Source organism: Kitasatospora sp. NPDC097691 (assembly GCF_040302665.1).
Classification (GTDB): domain Bacteria; phylum Actinomycetota; class Actinomycetes; order Streptomycetales; family Streptomycetaceae; genus Kitasatospora.
Genome location: NZ_JBEORY010000038.1, coordinates 11025 through 32448, shown reverse-complemented (window position 1 = coordinate 32448; position 21424 = coordinate 11025). Strand labels below are relative to the sequence as shown.

Annotated in this window: 14 protein-coding genes; 8 read left to right on the top strand and 6 right to left on the bottom strand. The window is 73.6% G+C overall.

Features of this window, described 5'->3' with window-relative positions:
• Positions 1-33: 33 nt before the first annotated feature.
• Both ABTY56_RS24520 and ABTY56_RS24515 read right to left on the bottom strand, forming a co-directional pair.
• The gene (locus tag ABTY56_RS24520; protein WP_350631214.1) at positions 34-1329 is read right to left on the bottom strand and encodes an MFS transporter; all 1296 of its coding nucleotides are present in this window, start codon (positions 1327-1329) and stop codon (positions 34-36) included.
• Positions 1326-3338: an FAD/NAD(P)-binding protein gene (locus ABTY56_RS24515; protein ID WP_350631213.1), complete on the bottom strand. Its 2013-nt coding sequence runs from the start codon at positions 3336-3338 to the stop codon at positions 1326-1328. The genes ABTY56_RS24520 and ABTY56_RS24515 overlap by 4 nt, the downstream gene beginning before the upstream one ends.
• 420 nt (positions 3339-3758) lie before the next feature.
• On the opposite strand from ABTY56_RS24515, the gene ABTY56_RS24510 reads away from it, so the two are divergent.
• From ABTY56_RS24510 to ABTY56_RS24475, 8 genes are all read left to right on the top strand, one after another.
• Positions 3759-5108 carry a KamA family radical SAM protein gene (locus tag ABTY56_RS24510; RefSeq protein WP_350631211.1) on the top strand — a complete coding sequence of 450 codons (1350 nt, stop codon included), beginning with the start codon at positions 3759-3761 and terminating at the stop codon, positions 5106-5108.
• A 5-nt stretch (positions 5109-5113) separates the two neighbouring features.
• Entirely contained in the window at positions 5114-6049 is a 936-nt protein-coding gene (locus ABTY56_RS24505) for an N-acyl homoserine lactonase family protein (protein ID WP_350631210.1), read from the top strand.
• The gene (locus tag ABTY56_RS24500; protein WP_350631208.1) at positions 6046-7914 is read left to right on the top strand and encodes an FAD/NAD(P)-binding protein; all 1869 of its coding nucleotides are present in this window, start codon (positions 6046-6048) and stop codon (positions 7912-7914) included. The genes ABTY56_RS24505 and ABTY56_RS24500 overlap by 4 nt, the downstream gene beginning before the upstream one ends.
• Entirely contained in the window at positions 7877-8335 is a 459-nt protein-coding gene (locus ABTY56_RS24495) for a cupin domain-containing protein (protein WP_350631207.1), read from the top strand. Before ABTY56_RS24500 ends, ABTY56_RS24495 begins: the two co-directional genes overlap by 38 nt.
• A gap of 94 nt (positions 8336-8429) precedes the next feature.
• Positions 8430-8831: a VOC family protein gene (locus tag ABTY56_RS24490; protein WP_350524000.1), complete on the top strand. Its 402-nt coding sequence runs from the start codon at positions 8430-8432 to the stop codon at positions 8829-8831.
• A 177-nt stretch (positions 8832-9008) separates the two neighbouring features.
• Positions 9009-10472 carry an MFS transporter gene (locus ABTY56_RS24485; RefSeq protein WP_350631206.1) on the top strand — a complete coding sequence of 488 codons (1464 nt, stop codon included), beginning with the start codon at positions 9009-9011 and terminating at the stop codon, positions 10470-10472.
• A 61-nt stretch (positions 10473-10533) separates the two neighbouring features.
• A complete protein-coding gene (locus tag ABTY56_RS24480; protein WP_350523998.1) occupies positions 10534-10908 on the top strand; it encodes a (R)-mandelonitrile lyase in 375 nt (124 codons plus the stop codon).
• A gap of 293 nt (positions 10909-11201) precedes the next feature.
• Positions 11202-12053, top strand: coding sequence for a LysR family transcriptional regulator (locus tag ABTY56_RS24475; RefSeq protein WP_350631205.1), 852 nt, complete (start codon positions 11202-11204; stop codon positions 12051-12053).
• A gap of 103 nt (positions 12054-12156) precedes the next feature.
• On the opposite strand, the gene panD is transcribed toward ABTY56_RS24475, so the two are convergent.
• From panD to ABTY56_RS24455, 4 genes are read right to left on the bottom strand one after another with little or no spacing between them, the layout of a single operon-like run.
• Entirely contained in the window at positions 12157-12576 is a 420-nt protein-coding gene (gene panD / locus ABTY56_RS24470) for an aspartate 1-decarboxylase (RefSeq protein ID WP_350631203.1), read from the bottom strand.
• Positions 12573-19163, bottom strand: a complete 6591-nt coding sequence (locus tag ABTY56_RS24465) for a non-ribosomal peptide synthetase (protein WP_350631202.1) — start codon at positions 19161-19163, stop codon at positions 12573-12575. The genes panD and ABTY56_RS24465 overlap by 4 nt, the downstream gene beginning before the upstream one ends.
• The gene (locus ABTY56_RS24460) at positions 19160-21004 is read right to left on the bottom strand and encodes an amino acid adenylation domain-containing protein (protein WP_350631201.1); all 1845 of its coding nucleotides are present in this window, start codon (positions 21002-21004) and stop codon (positions 19160-19162) included. Before ABTY56_RS24460 ends, ABTY56_RS24465 begins: the two co-directional genes overlap by 4 nt.
• On the bottom strand, positions 21004-21222 hold the full coding sequence (locus tag ABTY56_RS24455; RefSeq protein ID WP_350631199.1) for an MbtH family protein: 219 nt from the start codon (positions 21220-21222) through the stop codon (positions 21004-21006). Before ABTY56_RS24455 ends, ABTY56_RS24460 begins: the two co-directional genes overlap by 1 nt.
• Positions 21223-21424: the final 202 nt, after the last annotated feature.

The window sequence follows — 21424 nt, the reverse complement described above, 5'->3', positions numbered from 1 at the left end:
TCAGGACTGAACCCGCGTCAGGACTGACTGCGGTCAGGACCGGCTGCGGCTTCCGCTCGGCACCCGGTCGGGGCCCCGGTCGGGTCCGGCGGTGCCGACCCGTGCCCGGGTGACGGCAGGACGGCGTGCGGCTGCCGGTGCCCGACCGGCCGCCGCGGCAGTGAGGACACAGGCCGCGCCGGCGGCGGCCGCCGCCGCCAGGGCCCACCAGAGGGCGTCCGGGCGCCGTCCGAACAGCACACCGCACAGCAGCGGCCCGGCCGCGGCCCCGAGCGAAACCCCCATCTGGCTGCAGGCCGTGGCCCGTTGCTCCCGTCCGGGGTACGGCAGACCGATGACGTAGTGCAGCAGACCCGCCCAGCCCCAGCCGCCGCCGTAGGCGAGCAGGGCGCCGAGGAGGGTCGGCGCGGTACCCCGGTGGGCCAGCAGCACGGCCCCCACCGCCCCGGTCGCAAACAGCCCGACGAGGGCCGGCCAGGCGAGCCGGGGCAGTCGGCCGACCAGCCACCCCGCGGCGAGCCGGACGGCGATGTTCAGTGCGGCGCCGGCGGTCGCCACCGCTCCGGCGGCCGACAGCGAGGCGCCCCGGGTGGTCAGTGCCAGCACCAGGAAGCCGCCCAGCCCGTTGCCGACCATCGCGCCGAAGAAGCCGGCGCAGCTGAGGGCGATCAGGTGGACATCGGCCGGCAGCGGCGCACCGCTGCCCGCGGCCGCCGGTCGCCGCCCGTCCGCGGCACGGCGCCGTACCACCAGGGCGGTGCCGAGGCCGCACGGGACCGCGGTGGCGGCGAAGACGCCGCGCCAGCCGACCGGGTCGGCGAGCAGCGGCATCGCCGCGCTGGCGAGCAGGGTCGCCGCCGGCACCGCGGCCTGCTTCAGGCCGAACGCGAAGGCCCGCAGCCGGGGGGCGCACCGGCGCATCAGGAGGGCGTTCGTGTGCGGCTGGGTGTACCCGTAGGCGAAGCCGCCGAGCGCCGAGCTGATCCAGAGGCCGGCGACCGGTGCGCCGGCCGCGCAGAGCAGCCCGACGCAGGTCGCGCCGAGGGCGACCGCCAGGGTCCGTTCCACTCCGGCAGGGAGTTCGGAGCGCCTGCTGACGAAGGCACCCGCCAGGGAGGCCAGCCAGTAGACGGCCAGGACGGCGCCGGTCCGCGCCGTGCTCCAGCCCAGCTCCGCGCAGATCAGGCCGTTCGCGGCGCCGGGGAGGAAGACCGGCAGCGAGGTGAGGACGGTGACCGCCGCCACCCCCAGGGCCGTGGACAGGCCCGACGCGCCGGAGTCCGCCGGGTCGGTCGGCGCGGTCCGCGCGGACCGGACGACGGTGCTCACCGGGCCAACGCCTCCATCCGGTCGGCGTGGTGGCGTGCGGCGCTGTCCAGCAGGGCCCGGGCGACCGCGTCCGCGTCGCCGAGCGTCACGGAGTCGACGCCGGGCCGGACCCCGGCGGCGGTGGCCCAGTGCACCCCCTCGGTGGGGACGCCGAGGGCGTACCGCCGCGGGTGCACGCGGCCGCGCGCGTCCACGAGGCGACTCGGCCGCTCGGTCACCGCGAGCGCCCCGGTCTCGTGGTGGCCGCCGTCCGGGTCGGGGATCCGGTACGGCGCCGCCTGGCCGGTCTCCAGGAGCCCCCGCAGCAGCCGGTCCGCGGTGGTGCGTACGTCCGGGTCCTGGATGCGCGCCTCGATGAGGGTGGTGACCGCGATCGCCGGTCCCGGCACCGCGGCCGAGGAGACCAGGAATCCGTCGTGCCGCGGTGCCGTCGCCACCCGCATCCCGGGGCCCAGCGGGGTCACCACCCCGGCGCGGACCAGCGCGGCCAGCTCCGCGATCCGGCGCCCGGGCGGGCCGATCGACAGGCCGGCGTTGAACGGCGAGAACCAGCCGGTCAGTTCCTCCCGGTAGGAGTGGCCGGTGATCCCCGCGTGGTCGACGACCTGGCGGATCTCGTTGCGCAGGTCGCGCAGCGCGTCGAGGGCCGCCTTGACCGGGTCGTCGACGTTGCCGCCCCGGGCGGCGGTGGCATCGCGGTCCAGGTGCTCGACCAGCCACCGGCCGAACTCCCGCCGCCCGCGCAGCGCCTGTTCGTCGTACGGGGTCTCGACCAGCCGCCAGTTCCACTGCGCGTCGGCGGTGATGCCGTGCCGCCGCAGCAGCGGCTCCGGCAGCGGCAGGTGCGCCGGCGAGTACAGGCAGGCCCGCAGGAAGCCGTTCAGCGCCTCGGCCGGCGCGGCGCGCCCGCTCAGCAGCGTCCGGTAGTAGACGATCTCGACCTCGCGCGCGATCAGCGGCCAGACGTCCCGGCGGAACCGCACGTCGCCGCGGGCGGCGGCGCGCTCGCGCAGCGCGCGGATGGTCGGCCCGGTGAGCAGCAGCGGTCGGTGCCGTTCGCCCAGCTCCTTCTGGTTCTCGCCGCGCGCCCGGTACGGGAGGCCGCGGCGGGAGCCCGCGTAGAGCCGCGGTTCCCGGCCGGACGGGCGGTAGTCGAGGCGCCCGTCGGCGCGCTGCTCGAACACGCCGCCGCGCCCCTGGGTGAGCAGGGTCAGGTAGTCGAAGAAGGCGAGCCCGAGGCCTCGCACGGCCACCGGTTCGCCCGGGGCGATCGCCGTGGTGTCGACCTCCGCCGGGTTGCCCGGCGGCAGCCGTCGGCCGCCGGCCGGGGCCGTGGTGGCGCGCGTCGTCGCAGGGCCGCCGCCGGTCGCTGTGGGGGCACGGTCGGGGGCGGTGGGGGCACGGTCGGGGGCGGTGGGCAGATGACCCTGGGCGAGGACGACGGCGTCGAGCAGGATCCGGTCGCCGCCGGCGAGACGCAACAGCTGCTGCCCGCCGAGTTCCTCCAGGGCGACGGCGGTGTCCCGGTGGACGCGCACCGTCACGTGCGGCGGCGCGGTCCGCACCGCCCGGCGGAAGGCCCACCGCAGGTAGTGGCCGTAGAAGGGCCTGGTGGGGTACGAGTTCGGGCCCAACTCGCCCGCCTCGCGGAGGATGTCGTCCGGGTACGCGCGGTCCGGGCCGAAGTCGGCGTGCTCGTCAGCCGCACCGAGGTCGTCCGGTCTCGGGGCGTCCCGTCTCGCAGCGGTGAGCGCCTGCGCCCACTCGTACAGGTTGGGGCCGGGCACCACCGGGCCCGCGCAGACCACGCTCGCATCGGTGAACACGGTGATCTGCTCCGCGACCGTGTTCATCAGCAGCTGCGGGGACTGGTCCGTCCGCCAGACCCGGCCCGCCCCGGGCGGGGTCGGGTCGATCGCGTGCACCGTCACCGGGCCGCAACCGGGGTCGGCCGTCGCGTTGGCGCACAGGCGCTCCAGCAGAATGAGTCCGCGGGGGCCCACCCCCACGATTCCGACACTGAATCGATTCCTCAAAGCCCGTCCCCGGTGTCTGGCGCCGCCCGATCGTTCGCTCACGCCGATCCTAGTCAGCACGCCCCGCCATTCATGCGGCCCGCGAATAATTCATGCACCGGCGCCATGGAACGCCATTCATGCACCCGGCGAATGGATGGTCGGGGCGATCTATTTCCCATCCCCCCGGCCCCCCGGTTAGCTTTTCGGCACGGCGTGCGGCGGCCGCCCGGGGCCGACCCCCTCCGACCGGTGCGGCGGGCACGATCAGCGGACTTCCCGCCCACCGGGCGCTCCTGGCCGGCCCGATACGACGGCCGGACCGCGGAGCCCGGAAACCGGCTCGCCGCCCGATTCCGCCGCCGCACGACACGCGCAGCCTCCCGTTTCCGTCATTCGAGCGGAGAAATACACATGGCCGATCTCAGTCCTGCCAAGTACAAGCCGTACAACCGGTCGTCGATAACGCGGTCGCCGCAATGGGAGCGGATTCCGCAAGACCTCCGCGAAGCCGTCGAGGTGGTGGCCCACGTCCTGCCGTTCCGGACGAACCAGTACGTACTCGACGAACTCATCAACTGGGACAAAATTCCCGACGACCCGATATTCCGGCTCAACTTCCCGCACCGCACGATGCTGGAACCCGACGACTACACCGCACTGCGCGATCTGATCCGCTCGGGTGACAAGCAGCGGCTGGCCAAGCAGATCTTCGAGGTCCGCACCCGGATGAATCCGCACCCGGCCGGCCAGCTGAGCCACAACGTGCCGGAGCTGGACGGCCAGGTCGTCCCGGGGATCCAGCACAAGTACGACCAGACCGTGCTGTTCTTCCCGAGCGCGGGCCAGACCTGCCACGCCTACTGCACGTTCTGCTTCCGCTGGCCCCAGTTCGTCGGCGAGGAGGACCTGCACTTCGCGGCCCGCGACGCCGAGGGCCTGGCCGCCTACCTCAGGCGGCACCCCGAGGTCACGGACGTGCTGATCACCGGCGGCGACCCCATGATCATGCGGACCGGAGCGCTGGAGCGCTACCTCGAACCGCTGCTGGCGCCCGATCTGGCGCACGTCCAGAACATCCGGATCGGCACCAAGGCCGTCGGCTACTGGCCGCAGCGCTTCGTCAGCGACGTGGACGCGGACGACCTGCTGCGCCTGTTCGAGCGCATCGTCGGCGCCGGCAAGCACCTCGCCCTGATGGCCCACTACAACCACCCGGCCGAGCTGCGCCCCGCCATCGCCCAGCAGGCGCTGCGGCGCATCACCGGCACCGGCGCGGTCGTCCGGATGCAGTCCCCCGTGCTGCGGCACATCAACGACGATCCGGCGGCCTGGCAGGAGCTGTGGACCCTGGGGGTCAAGCTCGGTGCCGTGCCGTACTACATGTTCGTCGAGCGCGACACGGGTGCCCGGTCCTACTTCGAACTGCCGCTGGCCGAGGCCTACGACATCTTCCGGACCGCCTACAGCTCGGTCTCCGGGCTGTCCCGCACCGTGCGCGGCCCGTCGATGAGCGCCTTCCCCGGCAAGGTGCTCATCGACGGCACGCCGACGATCCGCGGCGAGAAGGTGTTCGCGCTGCAGTTCCTGCAGGCGCGTCAGGACGGCGTCGTCCGCCGCCCCTTCTACGCGAAGTTCGACCCCTCCGCGACCTGGTTCGACCAGCTCGTCCCGGCCTTCGGGGAGCGCTCCTTCTTCTTCGAGGAGGAGCCCGCCGGGGACCGCCCCGGGATCGGCCGACCGCTCGACCTGGTGGGGGTGTGACCCGGATGGCCGGTCGACCGCTGCCGACCTACGAAGTCCTCGCGCTCCGCTTCGGCACCCACGCCGACCGCCCCGCGCGGGACAACTTCCTGCACGACGAAGGCCAGTTCACCCCGGGCAGCGCCGGACCGATGGACTTCTACCTCTGGGTGATCCGCGACGACCGGCACTTCCTGCTGGTGGACACCGGCTTCCCCGAGGAGATGGCCCTCCGCCGCGGCCGCACCCTGTTCCGCTGCCCGGTCGACGCGCTGGCCGACCTCGGGGTCACGGCCGAGCAGGTGTCGGACGTCGTGATCACTCACATGCACTACGACCACGCGGGCAATCTGGACCGCTTCCCCACCGCCCGCATCCACCTGCAGGAGGAGGAGCTGCGGTTCTGCACCGGGCCGGCCATGCGCCACCGGGCCGTCCGCCGGCCGTTCGAGCCGGTCAACGTGCAGACCGCCGTGCAGCGGCTGTTCGAGGAGCGGCTGGTACTGCACCGCGGGGAGGCGGAGATCCTGCCGGGTGTGACGGTGCACCCGGTGCCGGGTCACACGCCGGGCACCCAGGTGGTCCGGGTCCACACCGCACGCGGCTGGGTCGTGCTGGCCGGCGACGCGACCCACCTGTGGGCCAACATCCGGCTGCGCAGCCCGTTCCCGATCCTCGACCAGCTCACGCCGATGCTCGAGGGCTACGACGTGGTCGAGTCCCTCGCGGACGGCCCCGACCACGTCATCCCCGGCCACGACCCCCGGGTGGCCCGGCGGTTCCCCGCGCTGGCGACGGCGCCCGACTGGGTACGCCTGCACGAGGCCCCGTCGGCGGACGCGCAGGACACCCAGGACACCCAGGACACCCAGGACACCCAGGACACCCAGGACACCCAGGACAGCAGGAGCGGAAGCGACGACGCCGCAGCCGGCGCGGACCGGATCGGGGTGGCCCGATGACGTCCCACCAGGTCTCGATCATCGGCGTCGGGCCGCGCGGCCTGAGCGTCCTGCAGCGGATCGGCGAACTGGCCGACCGGCTGCCCGCCGACCGCCGGTTGGAGGTGCACCTGATCGACCCCGGCGAGCCCGGCCAGGGCGCGCACCCCGTCGACCAGCCCGCCCACCTGCTGACCAACACCGTGGCCAGCCAGGTGACGATGTTCGCCGACGGCCGGGGCCCCTCGTTCACCGAGTGGGCGGCGGCCGTCGGGTACCGCGAGTTCGACACCGGGTTCCACCCCACCGGCGGCGAGGGCGGCCGCCCGGTCGGTGAACACGCCTACCTGCCCCGCAAGCTGCTCGGCCAGTACCTCGGCTGGGTGTTCGACCGGACGGTGCGCGCGCTGCCGGAGCGGATCAGGGTGGTGCACCACCGCGACCGGGCGTGCGACGTCGAGGCGCACCCGGGCGGCGGCTACACCGTCCACCTGGCGAACGGCCACCGCCTGCCGAGCGACTACGTCTTCCTCACCACCGGGCACTGCGAGCGGATCCCCACCGACGAGGACCGGGCCCACACGGAGTTCGCCCGGGAGCACGCCGACCGCAACCCCTGGCTGATGTACTGCGCCTCGCCGTACCCGGTGCGGCGGCTCGGCGGGATCGCCCCGGGCTCCACCGTCGCCGTCCAGGGCTTCGGGCTGACCGCGCACGACGTGATCTCCGAGCTCACGGTCGGCCGCGGCGGACGGTTCGACGACTCCGGCGCGGAGCTCGTCTACCGGCCCTCCGGGCGGGAGCCCGCGATCCGGCTGTTCTCCCGCCAGTGCCTGCCGTTCGCCGCCCGCGGGGTGAACCAGAAGGGCACCACCGGGCAGCACCGGGCGCGGTTCTTCACCCCGGAGGCGGTGCGCCTCCTCAAGGAACGCGCGCTGAAGCGGCGCAACGACCCGCGTCTCGACTTCGAGGAGGAGGTGCTGCCGCTCCTGAAGCGGGAGATGGCCTACGCCCACCGTGCGGCGCAGCAGGGCGGCGCCGTCCCCCCGGAGCGGTTCGAGCCGAGCCCGGCCGAGCTGGCGGCCGTCGAGGCGATCCTCGACCCGTTGCACGAGCGGGAGTTCGACAACCAGAAGGCCTTCACCGAGTTCTTCCTCGACCACGTCGTCGAGGACCTGGCGCAGGCGGAGCTGGGGAACACGACGAGCCCGGTCAAGGCTGCCACCGACGTCATCCGGGACACCCGGGCGAGCCTGCGGGAGGCGGTGGAGTTCTCCGGGCTCACCCCGCGGTCGCACCGGGTGTTCAACCGGACCTACGGCCCGATCATGAACCGGGTCTCGTTCGGTCCGCCGCTGATCCGCAACCGGCAGCTGCTCGCGCTGTTCCGGGCGGGAGTGGTGGACCTGGCCGGCGGGCCGGGCTGCACCGTGGTCCACGACCGGGAGGCCGGTCGGTTCGTGGTGCGCACCCCGTACCCCCAGGGGTCGGAGTCCGTGGCCGTCGACGCCCTGGTGATCGCGCGGCTCGACGCCTTCCACCCGGAACTCGACCGCTCGCCGCTGATCGGCAACCTGCTCGGGCGCGGGCTGGTCCGCCCGTACGCCAACGGCCCGTTCCGGCCCGGCGGCATCGAGATCGACGCGTGCGGCCGGCCCGTGACCGCGACCGGCGACACGCTCGCCGCCGCCTGGGCGATCGGCTACCCGGTCGAGGGGCCGCGGTTCTACACCCACGCGCTGCCCCGGCACGCGATGGCCTCGCAGTTCTCGATCGACGCCGACACCGCCGTACGGGACCTGATCACGCACATCCACCAGCGCACCGACGTCACCCCGGAGGCACAACGTGGCGATACAGACCGGACAGCAGTTTCCGTACCCTGAGTTCCGCCGGCGCCATGCGCGGCCGCAGCCGGAGCCGGTCCTGTGGCAGTGGGAAACCCTCGCCGAGGAGCTCCGGCTGACCGAGCACACGGAGTACGGCACGATCACCCTGGCCCGACCGGACGGCGGCCACGAGGTCGTCCCCGGCACCTCGATGACCTTCCAGGCCGTCCGGCCCGGAGAGCGCACCACCCCGCACGCGCACACCTGGTGGCACCTCTACTTCGTGCGCTCCGGGACGGGCACGGTGGTCTTCCACGAGAGCGGCGACACCACCGGGTTGAGCGAGGGCGACATCCTGCTCATCCCGGCCTGGACCGTGCACCACTTCGAGAACGGGACGGGGGACGCCGACCTGCTGCTCCTCAACATGTCGAACCTTCCCCAACTGGCGGCCCTGCACAACAACTTCTCCAAGTAGCCGGCAGGACGGGGAACCCCGGGAACCCGGGGACCCCGAGAAGTACGAGAACCACGAGCAGCACGAGAACCACGAGCAGCACGAGAGGCGGACCATGTTCAAGCGGATCGACCACATCGGTGTGGTGGTGGACGACATCACCGAGGCCCGAGCCCTGTTGGAGAGCCTGGGCATGCAGCTGGAACGGGCTCAGGACATCCCCGAGCGCAACGTCCGGATCGCGTTCTACCGGTGCGGGGACGGCCGGATCGAGCTCATCGAGCCGACCGGTGCGGAGGCGCGCAGCCGAAGGCTCGGCGACGGGGCGCAGGCCCGGATCGAGCACATCGGCGTGGAGGTCGACGACGTGCCGCAGATCATGAAGGCGGTGCAGCAGCTGGGCATCGAACTCACCACGAGCGAGCCTGTGTTGGTGGGACCAAACCTCAATGCCTGGACCCAGCCCGGGACTTCCGACGGGATCCAGTTCCAGCTGGTCCAGCGGGACGTGGTCTGAGGCCGCGCCCGTGACGGCCGGGGGCGGGGACCGTCCAGTCGGTGCCCCACCCGCCCCCGGCCGCCCGGCCGGCGCGTCCAGCCCCCGTCGGCCGCCTTCCGTCCGTCGTCCGAGCCCGGACTGCCCTTCGCCGGCGCCGGATTGCAGACTGTACATACTAGTAGTTACACTCCGGATGTGGATTCCTTGAAGATCTCTGCGGCAACCGAGGCGGTGCCGGTCGAGGCACCGCAAACCCCCGGGGACGGACGCGGCGGACGGCCGTTCTGGATGCTGGCGTCCCTGCTCGGCGGCATGTTCCTGGGCAACGTCGACATCGCGGTGGTCAACGTCGCGATCCCCTCGATCCGCGATCGGCTGCACGCCTCCAGCGGTGCCCTGGAGCTCATCGTCTCCGGGTACACGCTGGCCTTCGCGATGCTGCTGATCACCGGCGCCCGACTGGGCGAGATCCACGGTCGGCGGCGCGTCTACCTCGCCGGGCTGACCGTCTTCACCCTGTCCTCGCTCGGCTGCGGCCTCGCGCCCGACGCCGTCGTCCTGGTGTGCGCCCGGGTGGTGCAGGGACTCGGCGCCGCCCTGATGATCTCCCAGGTGCTGACCACCATCCAGGTGGAGTTCGAGGGCCGGGCCAGGCGCCGGGCGCTGGGCGCGTACACCGGCATCCTCGGCGTCAGTTCGGTCGTCGGCCAGGCACTGGGCGGCATCCTGGTGTCGGCCGACATCCTGGGCACCGGCTGGCGGCCGGTCTTCCTGATCAACGTGCCGATCGGCGTCATCCTGCTGTTCACCTCGCTGGCCTTCCTGCCGGACGACCGCCCCTCGCAGCAGGGCGCGTTGGACCTGCCCGGCGTGGCACTGCTCTCGCTCGGACTGTTCCTGCTGGTGACACCGCTGGTCCTGGGGCGCGACGCGGGCTGGCCGCTGTGGACCTGGCTCTGCCTGGGCTCCTCGCTGCCGGTGTTCGCCCTCTTCGGCTGGACCGAGCGGAGGGTGGTACGACGCGCGGGCGCCCCCCTGATGAACGTCGAACTCCTGACCCGCCGTCACGTCGCCCTCGCGCTCGCCTCGCAGGCCGCCACCCGGGCCGGCTACTTCGCCCTGCTGTTCGTCCTGGCGCTCTACCTGCAACAGGGGCTCGGCAAGAGCGCGGTCTACTCCGGCCTGGTCCCGGTCGCCTGGGTGGCGACCTTCGCCCTGATCGGGCCGATCCTCGGGCGGCTGGGAACGCGCGCCCGCCGGCTGGCCGCCCCGGTCGGGGGCGTGCTGATGGCCGTCAGCTTCGCGCTCATCGCGCTCGGCGCCCAGGGCACCGCCGCCCTGGTCGTCCTGCTGGGGATCGGCGGCGTCGGTTACGGCGCGGCGTTCAGCGGCACCCTGGCGCACATGACCGAGACCGTCGAGGCCCGGTACGCGCCGGACGTCAGCGGCCTGTTCAACACCACGCTCCAGGTCGGCGGCACCCTGGGCGTGGCCGTGTTCGGCACCTTGTACCTGGATCTCGTCGGCGGCAGCGGGACACCGCAGCACGCGTTCGCCACGACCACCGCCGTCCTGGCAGTGATGTCGCTCGCCGCCTCCGCCCTGATCCTGCTCGCCGGACGGTCCTCGTCGACCGCTCCGGTGCTCAACGAGCAATAGCCACACGCCATTGGTCACCAACCGATGACCAGTGACCGATGACCACGAAGGAGTTCACACGATGGATGTCATCCACCACCCCGGAGACTCGACCAAGGGCCCCGAGGACCGCTTCACCGGCGACGTCTGGCTGTGGCCGCGGATCGGCGCGACCGCCAACGCCGAGGTGCGCAACGTCCTGTTCACGCCCGGCTCGCGCAGCCACTGGCACACCCACCCGGCCGGACAGGTCCTGCACGTGACCGAGGGCGTCGGCGTGGTCCAGGCCCGCGGCGGCGAGCGGCAGGAGATCAGGGCCGGCGACACGGTGGTCTGCCACCCCGGTGAGGAGCACTGGCACGGCGCCGGCGAGGGCACGTTCATGACCCACATCGCCGTCACCGACGGGCCCACCGACTGGCACGAGCACGTGACCGACGAGGAGTACTCGGGCTGAACCATCCGCTCCCGGGCCGGACCGGTCGGCCTGCTCGACGCCACGTGCCCGGGAGCGGTCGGCGGTGCAGGGCCTCCGGTCCGGGAGTCCGCGACCGCGGCGACTCCGACTCAGGTGAATGTCGGTCGACCGCGCGTGGAACGGGCGGAAACAGTCCGAGCCCGGGAGTGAGGGCCGCCGCGGGAAAGCCTGCCGAGGCACCGGGGAAGGGCTCATTGCGTCCGACATCTCACAGCTCCCGCCGGCACGGGACATCTGATGACGCATATGCCTCCCTGCATATGCTGCTGTCCATGAGTATCGAGCTGCACCACCTGCGCGGGTTCCTGGCCCTGTCGGAAGAGAGACACTTCACCCGCGCCGCCAAGCGGATGAACGTTTCCCAGCCGACGCTCAGCAGAAACATCAAGCGCCTGGAGGAACTGCTCGGCCGGAAGCTGCTGGAACGAACCACCCGTCAGGTGACGCTCACCCCGGAAGGTGAGCGCCTTTACGATCAACTTTCCTTTCTCATAACTCGGCTGGAAGACGCATTGCGTTTTGAACCGAAGGACGTGCTCAGGCTCGGATTCGCCTGGGGTTTCCCTTCCGGGTGGCCGCAGGAGGTGATCGCCGAGTTCGAGGCCGAGACCGGCGTCACGGTCCAGGTGCACCGCCACGACGCCAAGCTCGCCGGGGTCGACCGCGGGAAAAGCGATCTGGCGATCCTGCGCGGTCGGATCAAGGCCCCGGACGTGAAGGTCACGACCCTGCTGCACGAACGGAGGATCGCCGCCGTCTCCACACGATCCGAACTGGCCGGAAAGGAGGAGATGAGCTGGGCCGAAATCGCCGAACTGGGCCTCGTGCTGAACGAGGTGAGCGGAACGACCGACCTGACCGACTGGCCGGCCGACCGCCAGCCGAGCGTCTCCGCGATCTGCAGCAATTTCGACGAATGGCTGGAAGCGGTCGCCGCGAACAGGGGCGTGGGCGTGGTCCCCGAATTCGTCGGCCGCCAGCACGTGCACTCGTTCGTGTCGTTCATCGCCATCCCGGACGCCCCGCAGGTGCCGCTGAACCTGGTCCATCCCCAACGCGGTGCCCATCCGCTCATCCCGCGCTTCATCGCCATGGCGCAGGCCGCCGTCGGTGCTCCGTCCTGAACCTCGTGGAGAACGGGAGGAGCGGGCGGACAACGTGGTCCGGCCCGCCCCTCCCCTTGCTTCGGCCGCAGCTGCTCGCCGCCGCCCGCGCCGGGCGCCCGTGCTACCGGGCGGCGACCGCGTCGCCGCGGCTGGTCCGGGTGCCGGGCACCGGCTCGGCCGGGTCGTCGGTGTGGGCGAGCGGGCGGTTGGCGGCGTCGACCATCAGGACCTTGGGGACGAGGGCCTTGGCCTCGGCGTCGCCGACCGTGGTGTAGCTGATGATGATGACCAGGTCGCCGGTGTGGATCAGCCGGGCGGCCGCGCCGTTGATCCCGATGATCCCGCTGCCGCGCGGGCCGGCGATCACGTAGGTCTCCAGGCGCGCGCCGTTGTCGATGTCGACGATGTGGACGAGTTCGCCGGGGAGCAGGTCGGCGCCGTCCATCAGGTCCTGATCGATCGTCAGGGATCCCACGTAGTGCAGGTCCGCCTGGGTCACGGTGGCGCGGTGGATCTTGGACTTGAGCATGGTGCGGGTCACGGCTTGGCTCCGTCTTCGTCGTGGTGGGGTGGCTGGACGTCCGGTGCGGCCTGCCGCCGGAACCGGCGGCCGGCCACCAGCCGGGGTGTCTCCTGGGTCGGGCGCTTGGCGTAGTGGGGCAACGCGGCGGCCAGCGCGGCGACGGTGGAACGGTCGAACAGGGCGCGGACCGGTACGTCCAGCCCGGTCGCGTCGCGCAGCCGCAGCGCGATGCGGGTGGCCAGCAGGGAGTGGCCGCCGAGGTCGAAGAAGTTCTCGTGCACGCCGACGCGCTCGACACCGAGCACCTCGCACCACGCGCCGGCGACGGCCCGTTCCTGGTCGGTCCGCGGCGCCAGGTACTCGCCGGTGCGGGCGGCCGGCGTGGGGGCGGGGAGCCTGCCCCGGTCGACCTTGCCGCTCGGGGTGAGCGGCAGCGCGTCGAGCACGACGAAAGCCGCCGGGATCATGTAGTCCGGGACCATCCGGCCCACCAGGTCGCGCAGTTCGCCGCTGTCCGGCGGCGTGGCGCCGGGGAACGGCTCCAGGTAGGCGACCAGTTCGGCCTCCCCGGTGCCCGCCGCGACCGGATGGACGACGGCGGCCCGCACCTCCGGGCAGCCCAGCAGCACCGCCTCGATCTCGCCGGGCTCGATCCGGTGGCCGCGGATCTTCACCTGGTGGTCCGCCCGGCCGAGCAGCTCGACCCGGCCGTCGTGGTGGCGGCGGCCGAGGTCGCCGGTGCGGTAGAGCCTGGCCCCGGGCTCCCGGCCGTGCGGGTCGGGTACGAAGGCCTGCGCCGTGACACCGGGTCGGTTGAGGTAGCCCCTGGCCAGGCCGGCGCCGCCGAGGCAGATCTCCCCGGGGACCCCGACCGGCACCGGCTCCAGCCCGCCGTCCAGGACGTGCAGGACGGTGCCGGGCACCGGCGACCACTGCTCCGGGGTGCCGTCCGCGCGCAGGCGGGTCACGGTGGTCCACACCGTGGTCTCGGTGGGGCCGTACAGGTCCAGCACCCGGGCGCCGTCGGCGGCGAGCCGGCGGGCCAGCTCGGTGGGCAGCCGCTCGCCGCCGCACAGCACCACCAGCCCGGCCGGGGCCGACCAGCCGCTGTCCAGCAGCATCCGCAGGGTGACCGGGGTGGACTGGACGATCGCGGGGGTGGTCGCGGTGATCAGTGCGGCCATCCGCAGCGGGTCCCTGACCTCCTCCGCGGTCGCGAGCACCACCGGGGCGCCGACCAGCAGCGGCAGGTAGAGCTCCAGGACGGAGGGGTCGAAGGAGACCGTGGTCAGCGCGGCCACCGGCGCGCCGGGGCGCAGTCCGGGCAGGTCGAGCATCGCGGTCAGGAAGTCGGCCAGACCGCCGTGTGTGATCATCACACCCTTGGGCCGGCCGGTGGAGCCGGAGGTGTAGATGACGTACGCGAGGGCGTCCTGGTCGAGTTCCGGCCCGGCGAACGCCCCGCTCTGCCGGGCGATCGCCTCCCGGTCCGCGTCGAGGAGCACGGCGAGCGGGCCGCCGATGGCCGGCGGCAGGGCGGTGAGCCGCTCCACCAGGCCGCTCTGGGTGACGATCACCGAGGCACCGGTGTCGGCGAGCACGAAGGCGTTCCGCTCGGCGGGGTGGTCCGGGTCCAGCGGCACGTAGGCGGCGCCCGTGGCGAGCACGGCCAGCAGGGCGGTCGGCAGCTCCGGCCCGCGCTCCAGGAAGACCGCCGCCGTCGCGCCGGGGCCCAGCCCGCGCTCCCGCAGGTGGCCGGCCAACCGGGCGACCCGCTCGGTCAGCTGACGGTAGGTCAGCCGGTCGCCGGAGGAGATCACGGCCACCACGTCCGGGGTGCGGGCCGCCTGCTCCTCGAACAGCGCGACGAGGCTGCGCCCGGCAGCGGCCGGCGGCTCCGCGTTCCAGCGCTCCAGCAGCATGCGGCGGTCCGGCTCGGGCAGCGCGGTGCGGCGCGGGTCGGCCTTCGGGTCGGCGGCCAGGCCGACCAGGACGTGCCGGTAGGTCCGGGCCAGCAGGTCGAGCTCGGCCCGGCCGACCCGGTCCGCGCCGGCCTCCAGGACGATCCCGTCCGCGACGGTGGAGACCGAGAGGCCGAACTCGTTCGGCGTGCGCTCCCCGACCTCGTCCAGTCCGATGGACTCGCCGTCGACCACCGTCAGGTCCGTGTGGTTGAAGAAGACGTCCACCAGCGGCGTCCCCTGGCCCCAGGCCCGCTGCATGGCCGGCAGCGGGTAGTGCCGGTGCGGCCACAGGGCGGTCTCCTCGGCGAACACCGCACGGGCCAGCTCGGTCCAGCTCGGGGCGTCCAGCGTCAGCCCGAAGGGCACGGTGTTGAGGAACATGCCGCGCGCCTGGTCTCCGTCGACCGTCTCCGGCCGGACGTTGCAGACCAGGCCGGTCCGGAAGGCGACCGGGCTCTCGGTGCCGCCCCTGATCATGCCCAGCACCGTGAGGTGCGCGGCCAGCAGGACGCTCTTCAGCGGCACCCCGGCGCCCTGCGCCACCGCGCGCAGCTGCGGCAGCAGGTCGCGGAAGTCGACCCGGGCCACCTCCTCGGCCTCCACCGGCCCGGCCTCGTCGGCCGCGGCGGGCGGGGTCGCCCAGGCCTGCGGGAGCGCCAGCGGGGTGAACCGGGCGACCCGCTCGTGCCAGAACTCCCGGTCCGTCGCGGAGTCCAGGGCCCGCTTCTCCAGCGCGATCGCGTCCGCGAACCGGGCCGCGGGCGGGGCGGCCGGCGCCGGCTCCCGGCCGTCCCGGATCGCCCGGTAGTACCCGAGCAGCTCGCCGACCAGCGAGCTCTGGCTCCAACCGTCCAGCAGGGCGTGGCAGTTGCTGACCGACAGCTGCCAGCACTGCTCGTCCAGCCGGTACGCCGCCAGCCGCAGCAGGCCGGGCACGGCCAGGTCGAACGGCGCCAGCCGGTCGCGGGCGACGGCCGCGGCGAGCTCGGCCCGCTGCTCCGCCGCACCCAGCTGCCGCAGGTCGACGTGGGAGACCGGGATCGTCGCGGTGGGGTGCACCAGCTGCAGCGGCTCGGAGAAGGAGGACAGGTCGACGGAGGTGCGCAGGATCTCGTGGCGCTCCACCAGGAGGGCCGCGGCGGCGCGCAGGGCGTCCACCGAGAATCCGCCGTCGTCGCGGACCGGGTGGCTCAGGTTGGTCAGGTAGACGCCCCGGTCGGCGCCCGCCAGCATCTCGTAGACCATGCCGGACTGGGCGAGCGAGAGCGGGTAGGCGTCCGCCAGGCCCGCCGGGAGACGGTCGCGGTCGGCCTCGGCGAGCAGCTCGAAGCGGGCCGGCCCGGCCGGCTCCGCGCTCGCGTCCCGCGGGGCGACGGCCTCGGCGAGCCGGGCGACCGTCTGGTGCCGGAAGACGTCCTGGACGGCGATGTCCAGCCCGGCGCCGCGCAGGCGGCCGACCGCCCCGATGGCGCGGATCGAGTCGCCGCCGAGCGCGAAGAAGCTGTCGTGGATGCCGATCAGGTGCGGCTCGACGCCGAGGGCCTCGGCCCAGCCGCGGACGATCAGGTGCTGGAGCGGGGTGCCCGGCGGGGTGTGGTTCGCCGCGTCGACCGGTGTCGGGTCCGGCGCCGGAAGGGCGTTGCGGTCGATCTTGCCGCTCGGGGTGAGGGGGAGGGCGTCGAGGACGCGGTAGTGGGTGGGGAGCATGTGCGCGGGCAGGGTGCCGGCGAGGTGGGCACGGAGCCGGGCCGGGGCGGGCGGCGTGCTCCCGGAGGTGGTGACGGTGTAGGCGGTGAGGTGGTCGTGGTGGAGGGTGACGACGGCCTGGCTGACGGCGGGGTGGGTGCGCAGGGCGGTTTCGATCTCGCCGAGTTCGATGCGGTGGCCGTGGAGCTTGACCTGGTGGTCGGTGCGGCCGTGGTAGGTGAGGGTGCCGTCGGGGTTGTGGTGGGCCTGGTCGCCGGTGAGGTAGAGGCGGGTGCCGGGGTGGCGCGGGTCGGGGTCGGGGACGAAGCGTTCGGCGGTGAGGGCGGGGCGGCCCAGGTAGCCGCGGGCGAGCTGGAGGCCCGCGAGGGCGAGCTGGCCGGGCAGGTGGAGGGGCTGGGGGGCGAGGTCCCGGTCCAGGACGTGGGTGCGGGTGTTGGCGATGGGGCGGCCGATGGTGACCGGCTGCCCCGGCGGGCAGGCGGTGGCGGTGACGTCGACGGAGGCCTCGGTGGGGCCGTAGAGGTTGTGGAGTTCGGCGTGCCGGATCGCCGGGTGGTGGTGGAAGGCGTCGGCGAGGTCGTCGGGCAGGGCCTCGCCGCTGCACAGGACCCGGCGCAGCGGGGTGAGCGCGCTGCCGGGCGGCAGGGTGTCGAGGAGGACCCGGAGCATGGCGGGGACGAAGTGCGTGGTGGTGATCCGCTCGCCGGCGATGGTCTCGGCGAGGTAGCCGGGGTCGCGGTGCCCGTCCGGGCGGGCGAGCACGAGCGTCGCCCCGGTGGCCAGCGGCCAGAAGAACTCCCACACCGAGACGTCGAAGCTGTAGGGCGTCTTCTGCAGGACGCGGTCGTCCCGGTCGAGCCGGTAGGCGTCCTGCATCCAGCGCAGCCGGTTGACGATGCCTCGGTGCGGGATGACCACGCCCTTGGGCAGGCCGGTGGAGCCGGAGGTGTAGATCACGTAGGCCGGGTTGTCCGGGTCCACCGGAACGGCCGACAGGACGCCGTCCGTGTCCTCCTCGGCCGATCGCAGGTCGCCCGTGTCCTCCCCGGCCGGGGGCTCGTCGACGAGCACGGTCCGAGCGCGGTGCTCGGGCAGGCTCGCCGCCAGGTCGGTGGTGGTGACCACGACCGGGGTGCCGGAGTCGGCGAGCATGTGGGCCAGCCGCTGCGCCGGGTACCCCGGGTCCAGGGGCAGGTACGCCCCGCCGGCCTTGAGCACGCCGAGCAGCGCCACCGGCAGCTCCAGGCTGCGGTGCAGGCACACCCCCACCACCGACTCCGGCCCGACACCGGCCGCCCGCAACCGCCGCGCGATCCGCGCCGCCGCCGCGTCCAGCTGCGCGTACGTCAGCTGACGACCCTCGAAGCGCACCGCCACCGCGTCCGGGGAGCGCTTCGCCTGCTCCTCGACCAGCCCGTGCAGCAGCCCGTCCACCGGGTACTCCACCGCCGTGTCGTCGAACCCGGCCAGCAACTCCAGCTCGCCGGCCGAGGCCAGCTCAGCCTGATGGATCGTCAGTTCCGGTTCTTCGGCCAGCCCTTCGAGCAGGGTGCCGAAGTGCCGCGCGAGCACCGCCATCCGGTCCGGGCCGAACAGCGCCGTCGCGTACTCGACGACTCCGCGCAGCGAGCCGTCGGGCTGCTCGGCCAGGTGCAGCGTCAGGTCGAACCTGGATCCGTGCCAGGGCGTCGCGAGTTCGGTGGCCCGCAGGCCGACGCCGTCGAACTGCGCGGGGTCGGTGTTGTTCAGCGCGAACATGATCCGGAACAGCGGGTTGCGGGAGGGGTCCCGCTCCGGCGCCAGCTCGTCCACCAGCCGCTCGAACGGGACCTCCTGGTGGGCGAAGGCGTCCAGGGCCGTCTCCCGCACGCGGTCCACGGCCGTCAGGAAGGACGGGTCGCCGGACAGGTCGGTGCGCAGCACCAGGGTGTTGACGAAGAAGCCGACCAGGCCCTGGACCTCGGCCCTGGTGCGTCCGGCCACCGGCGTGCCCACCACGATGTCGGTCTGGCCGGTGTGCCGGGCCAGCAGGACCTGGAACGCGGCCAGCAGCACCATGAACGGCGTCGCGCCGCGCGAGCGCCCGAGCTCCGTCAGGGCTCGGGCCGTCCGGGCCGGGACGGTGAACGGCAGGGTGGCGCCGGCCGGGTCGAAGACCGGGGGGCGGCGGCGGTCGGTGGTGAGCTCGGTCGCCGTGGCGCCCGCGAGCCTGGACCGCCAGTAGGGCAGCTGCCCGGTCGTCGGGTCGGCGAGTTCGCGGCGCTGCCAGGCGGCGAAGTCGGCGTACTGCACCGGCAGCGGCGCCAACGGGCTCGGCGAGCCGGTGGCGAACGCCGAGTACAGCGCGCCGAGTTCGCGGGCGAGCACGCCGACCGACCAGCCGTCGACGGCGATGTGGTGCAGGGCCAGGGCCAGCACGTGGTGGTCCCGGGCGAGCCGCAGCAGCCGGGCCCGCAGCGGCCAGCGGCCGGCCAGGTCGAACGGCGTCCTGGCCTCGCGCTCGATCGACTCCGCCATCCGCCCGGGGCGTTCGGCGGACGTCAGGCCGGCGAGGTCCAGCTCGGCGAAGTCCGGGTCGGCGGCCGGGTCCACCACCTGGACCGGCAGGTGGTCGTCCTCGCGGTAGCGGGTGCGCAGCACCTCGTGCCGCTCGACCAGCGCGCGCAGGGCCCGGCGCAGCGCCGGTACGTCCAGCGGCCCGTGCAGTTCCCAGGCGAGGGGCACCACGTACTCGGCGGTGCCGGGGCGCAGCTGCTCCAGGGTCCAGAGCCGCTGCTGGGCGAAGGAGAGGGGCAGCTGCCGGTCGCGCGGCGCGGGGCCGATCGCCCCGGAGGCGCGCGCGGGGCCGGCGGCGCCGCGCAGAAGGCTGTCCAGCAGCGCCTGCCGCTGGTCCCCGGAACTCCCCGGCGCACGCCGGTTCGGCACTGTGCTCATCCCTCACGCACCTGCGACAACATCAACTCCACCTCGGAATCCGTCAGTTGCTCGACATGCTCGATGATCGCGCGGTGCACCAGGGCGGCCAGCCGCTCGACCGTGGACTCGTCGAACACGGCGCGCACGGGCAGCACGACCGGGAACCGCTCCTGCAGCCGGGCGACCACCTGGGTGGCCAGCAGCGACTGACCGCCCAGCGCGAAGAAGTCGTCGTGCACGCCGACCGGGGCGACGCCGAGCAGCTCGGTCCAGATCTCGGCGACGGACTGCTCCAGCGGCGTCCGGGGCGCCGTCACCGGCCCGCCCGCGCCCGTGGTCGGCTCCGGCAGCGCCGCCCGGTCCACCTTGCCGTTCGGCGTGAGCGGCAGTTCGGCGAGCGTCACCCAGGCGGTCGGGACCAGGTAGTCCGGCAGCCGCTCCCCCAGGTACGCCCGCAGCTGCGCGCCGGTGGGCGCCGGGTCGCCGTCGGGGACGACGTAGCCGACGAGTTGCTTGTCCCCGGCGGCGGTCAGCCGCACGGCGACCGCCGCCGCGGCGAGTTCGGGGTGGTTCCCCAGCGCCGCCTCGATCTCGCCGGGCTCCACCCGGTGCCCGAGGATCTTCACCTGCTGGTCGCGTCGGCCCAGGAACCTGAACAGGCCGTCGTCCTGACGGACCACCAGATCGCCGGTCCGGTACAGTCGGCCGCCCCGCGTGGTGCCGAACGGGTCCGGTACGAAGCGCTCGGCGGTGAGGGCGGGCCGCCCGGGATAGCCGAGGCCCACCCCCGGGCCGCCGATCAGCAGTTCGCCCTCCGCGCCGGGCGGGGTGCGGCGGCCCCGGTCGTCCACGACGTACGCGGTGGTGTTGGTGATGGCGGTGCCGATCGGGATGCTGCTGTGCGTCTCGGCCGGGGTGACGCCGCGCCGGACGCAGCTGAACGTCGTGCACTCGGTGGGCCCGTAGCCGTTGCTGACCTCGACGCCGAGGTCGATCAGGGCCCGCACCTCGGCGGGTGGTGCCACGTCGCCGACCACGAGGACGTGGCGGACCGGGGCCAGTGCGCCGGGGCGGGTGCGCACCACGTGCTGGAACAGGCCGCTGGTGAGCATCAGCAGGGTCACGCCGTGTTCGCGGACCGCCCGCTCGATGGTCTCACCGGTGGGGATGCCCTGCGGCAGGACCGCCAGCCTGGCGCCGTTGGCCAGCGGCCCCCAGATCTCGAAGGTCGAGGCGTCGAAGGAGAGCGAAGCGAGCATCAGCACCACCTGCCCGGCGTCGAGGTCGACGTAGTCGACCTCGTGCACCAGCCGCAGCACGTTCCGGTGCGTGATCCCGACCCCCTTGGGCCGGCCCGTGGAGCCGGAGGTGTACATCAGGTAGGCGAGGTCGTCCGGGTGCGTGGCGACCGGCGGCGGGGTGGTCGGCCGGCCCGGCGCCACCGGGCCCTTCGCCATCGGGACGGCGCGCAGGCCCGGTACGGCGTCGAAGCGGTGCGCCGACTCCGGCTGGACCAGCAGGATCCGGGCTCCGGAGTCGGCGGCCATGAACGCCAGCCGCTCCGCCGGGTACTCCGGGTCCAGCGGCACGTAGTAGCCGCCGGCCTTGAGCACGCCGAGCAGCGCGACGACCACCTCGATGTCGCGCCCCGCGCAGACCGCCACCGGGTCACCGCGGCGGACCCCGTGCTCGCCCAGCAGGTGGGCCACCTGGTTCGCCCTGGCGTCCAGTTCGGCGTAGGTCAGCCGCTCGCCGGCGCACTCCACCGCGACGGCCTGCGGCGCGGCGGCCGCGCGCTGCGCGACCCGCTCGTGCAAGGAGACGTCGGGCAGCGGCACTTGCTCGCTTCGCTCACCCATCAGGCCTGGCTCGCCTGCTCCATGCGGCGGCGCAGGCTGAGCGGGCGCATGTCCGTCCACACCGCGTCGATGTGGTCCAGGCAGGCCTGCTTGGGGCCTTCGAAGCCCTCCCGGTGCCAGCCGAGCGGCAGTTCCCGGTCGGCGAGCCAGATCGAGTACTGCTCCTCGTCGTTGCGGACCACGCAGTAGGTGCGCTCGTCGGTGTTCTCGTCAGCCATCCCGCTGTCCTCCCGCACTGCTCGACCGGCCCTCGGTGTCCGGCGCTGTCGCAGCACAGCGTGCCGCAGGCCGGCTCGGCGGCCACAGAGAAGAACCGACGGCGGAGTGCGCAGTCGTGCGGCGTGCAGGTCTGCCGGTCCCTCTCTACCGCGCACCGCCGGACGCCCGGCAGGCTGACCGCACGCCGACGTGGCGCTCTGT

Excerpts from the sequence above, each read along its gene's own strand:
- ABTY56_RS24510 (WP_350631211.1), top strand. The coding sequence starts at position 3,759 with ATGGCCGATCTCAGTCCTGCCAAGTACAAGCCGTACAACCGGTCGTCG.
- ABTY56_RS24505 (WP_350631210.1), top strand. The coding sequence starts at position 5,114 with ATGGCCGGTCGACCGCTGCCGACCTACGAAGTCCTCGCGCTCCGCTTC.
- ABTY56_RS24500 (WP_350631208.1), top strand. The coding sequence starts at position 6,046 with ATGACGTCCCACCAGGTCTCGATCATCGGCGTCGGGCCGCGCGGCCTG.
- ABTY56_RS24490 (WP_350524000.1), top strand. The coding sequence starts at position 8,430 with ATGTTCAAGCGGATCGACCACATCGGTGTGGTGGTGGACGACATCACC.
- ABTY56_RS24480 (WP_350523998.1), top strand. The coding sequence starts at position 10,534 with ATGGATGTCATCCACCACCCCGGAGACTCGACCAAGGGCCCCGAGGAC.
- ABTY56_RS24475 (WP_350631205.1), top strand. The coding sequence starts at position 11,202 with ATGAGTATCGAGCTGCACCACCTGCGCGGGTTCCTGGCCCTGTCGGAA.
- ABTY56_RS24465 (WP_350631202.1), bottom strand. The coding sequence starts at position 19,163 with ATGAGCACAGTGCCGAACCGGCGTGCGCCGGGGAGTTCCGGGGACCAG.
- ABTY56_RS24460 (WP_350631201.1), bottom strand. The coding sequence starts at position 21,004 with ATGGGTGAGCGAAGCGAGCAAGTGCCGCTGCCCGACGTCTCCTTGCAC.
- ABTY56_RS24455 (WP_350631199.1), bottom strand. The coding sequence starts at position 21,222 with ATGGCTGACGAGAACACCGACGAGCGCACCTACTGCGTGGTCCGCAAC.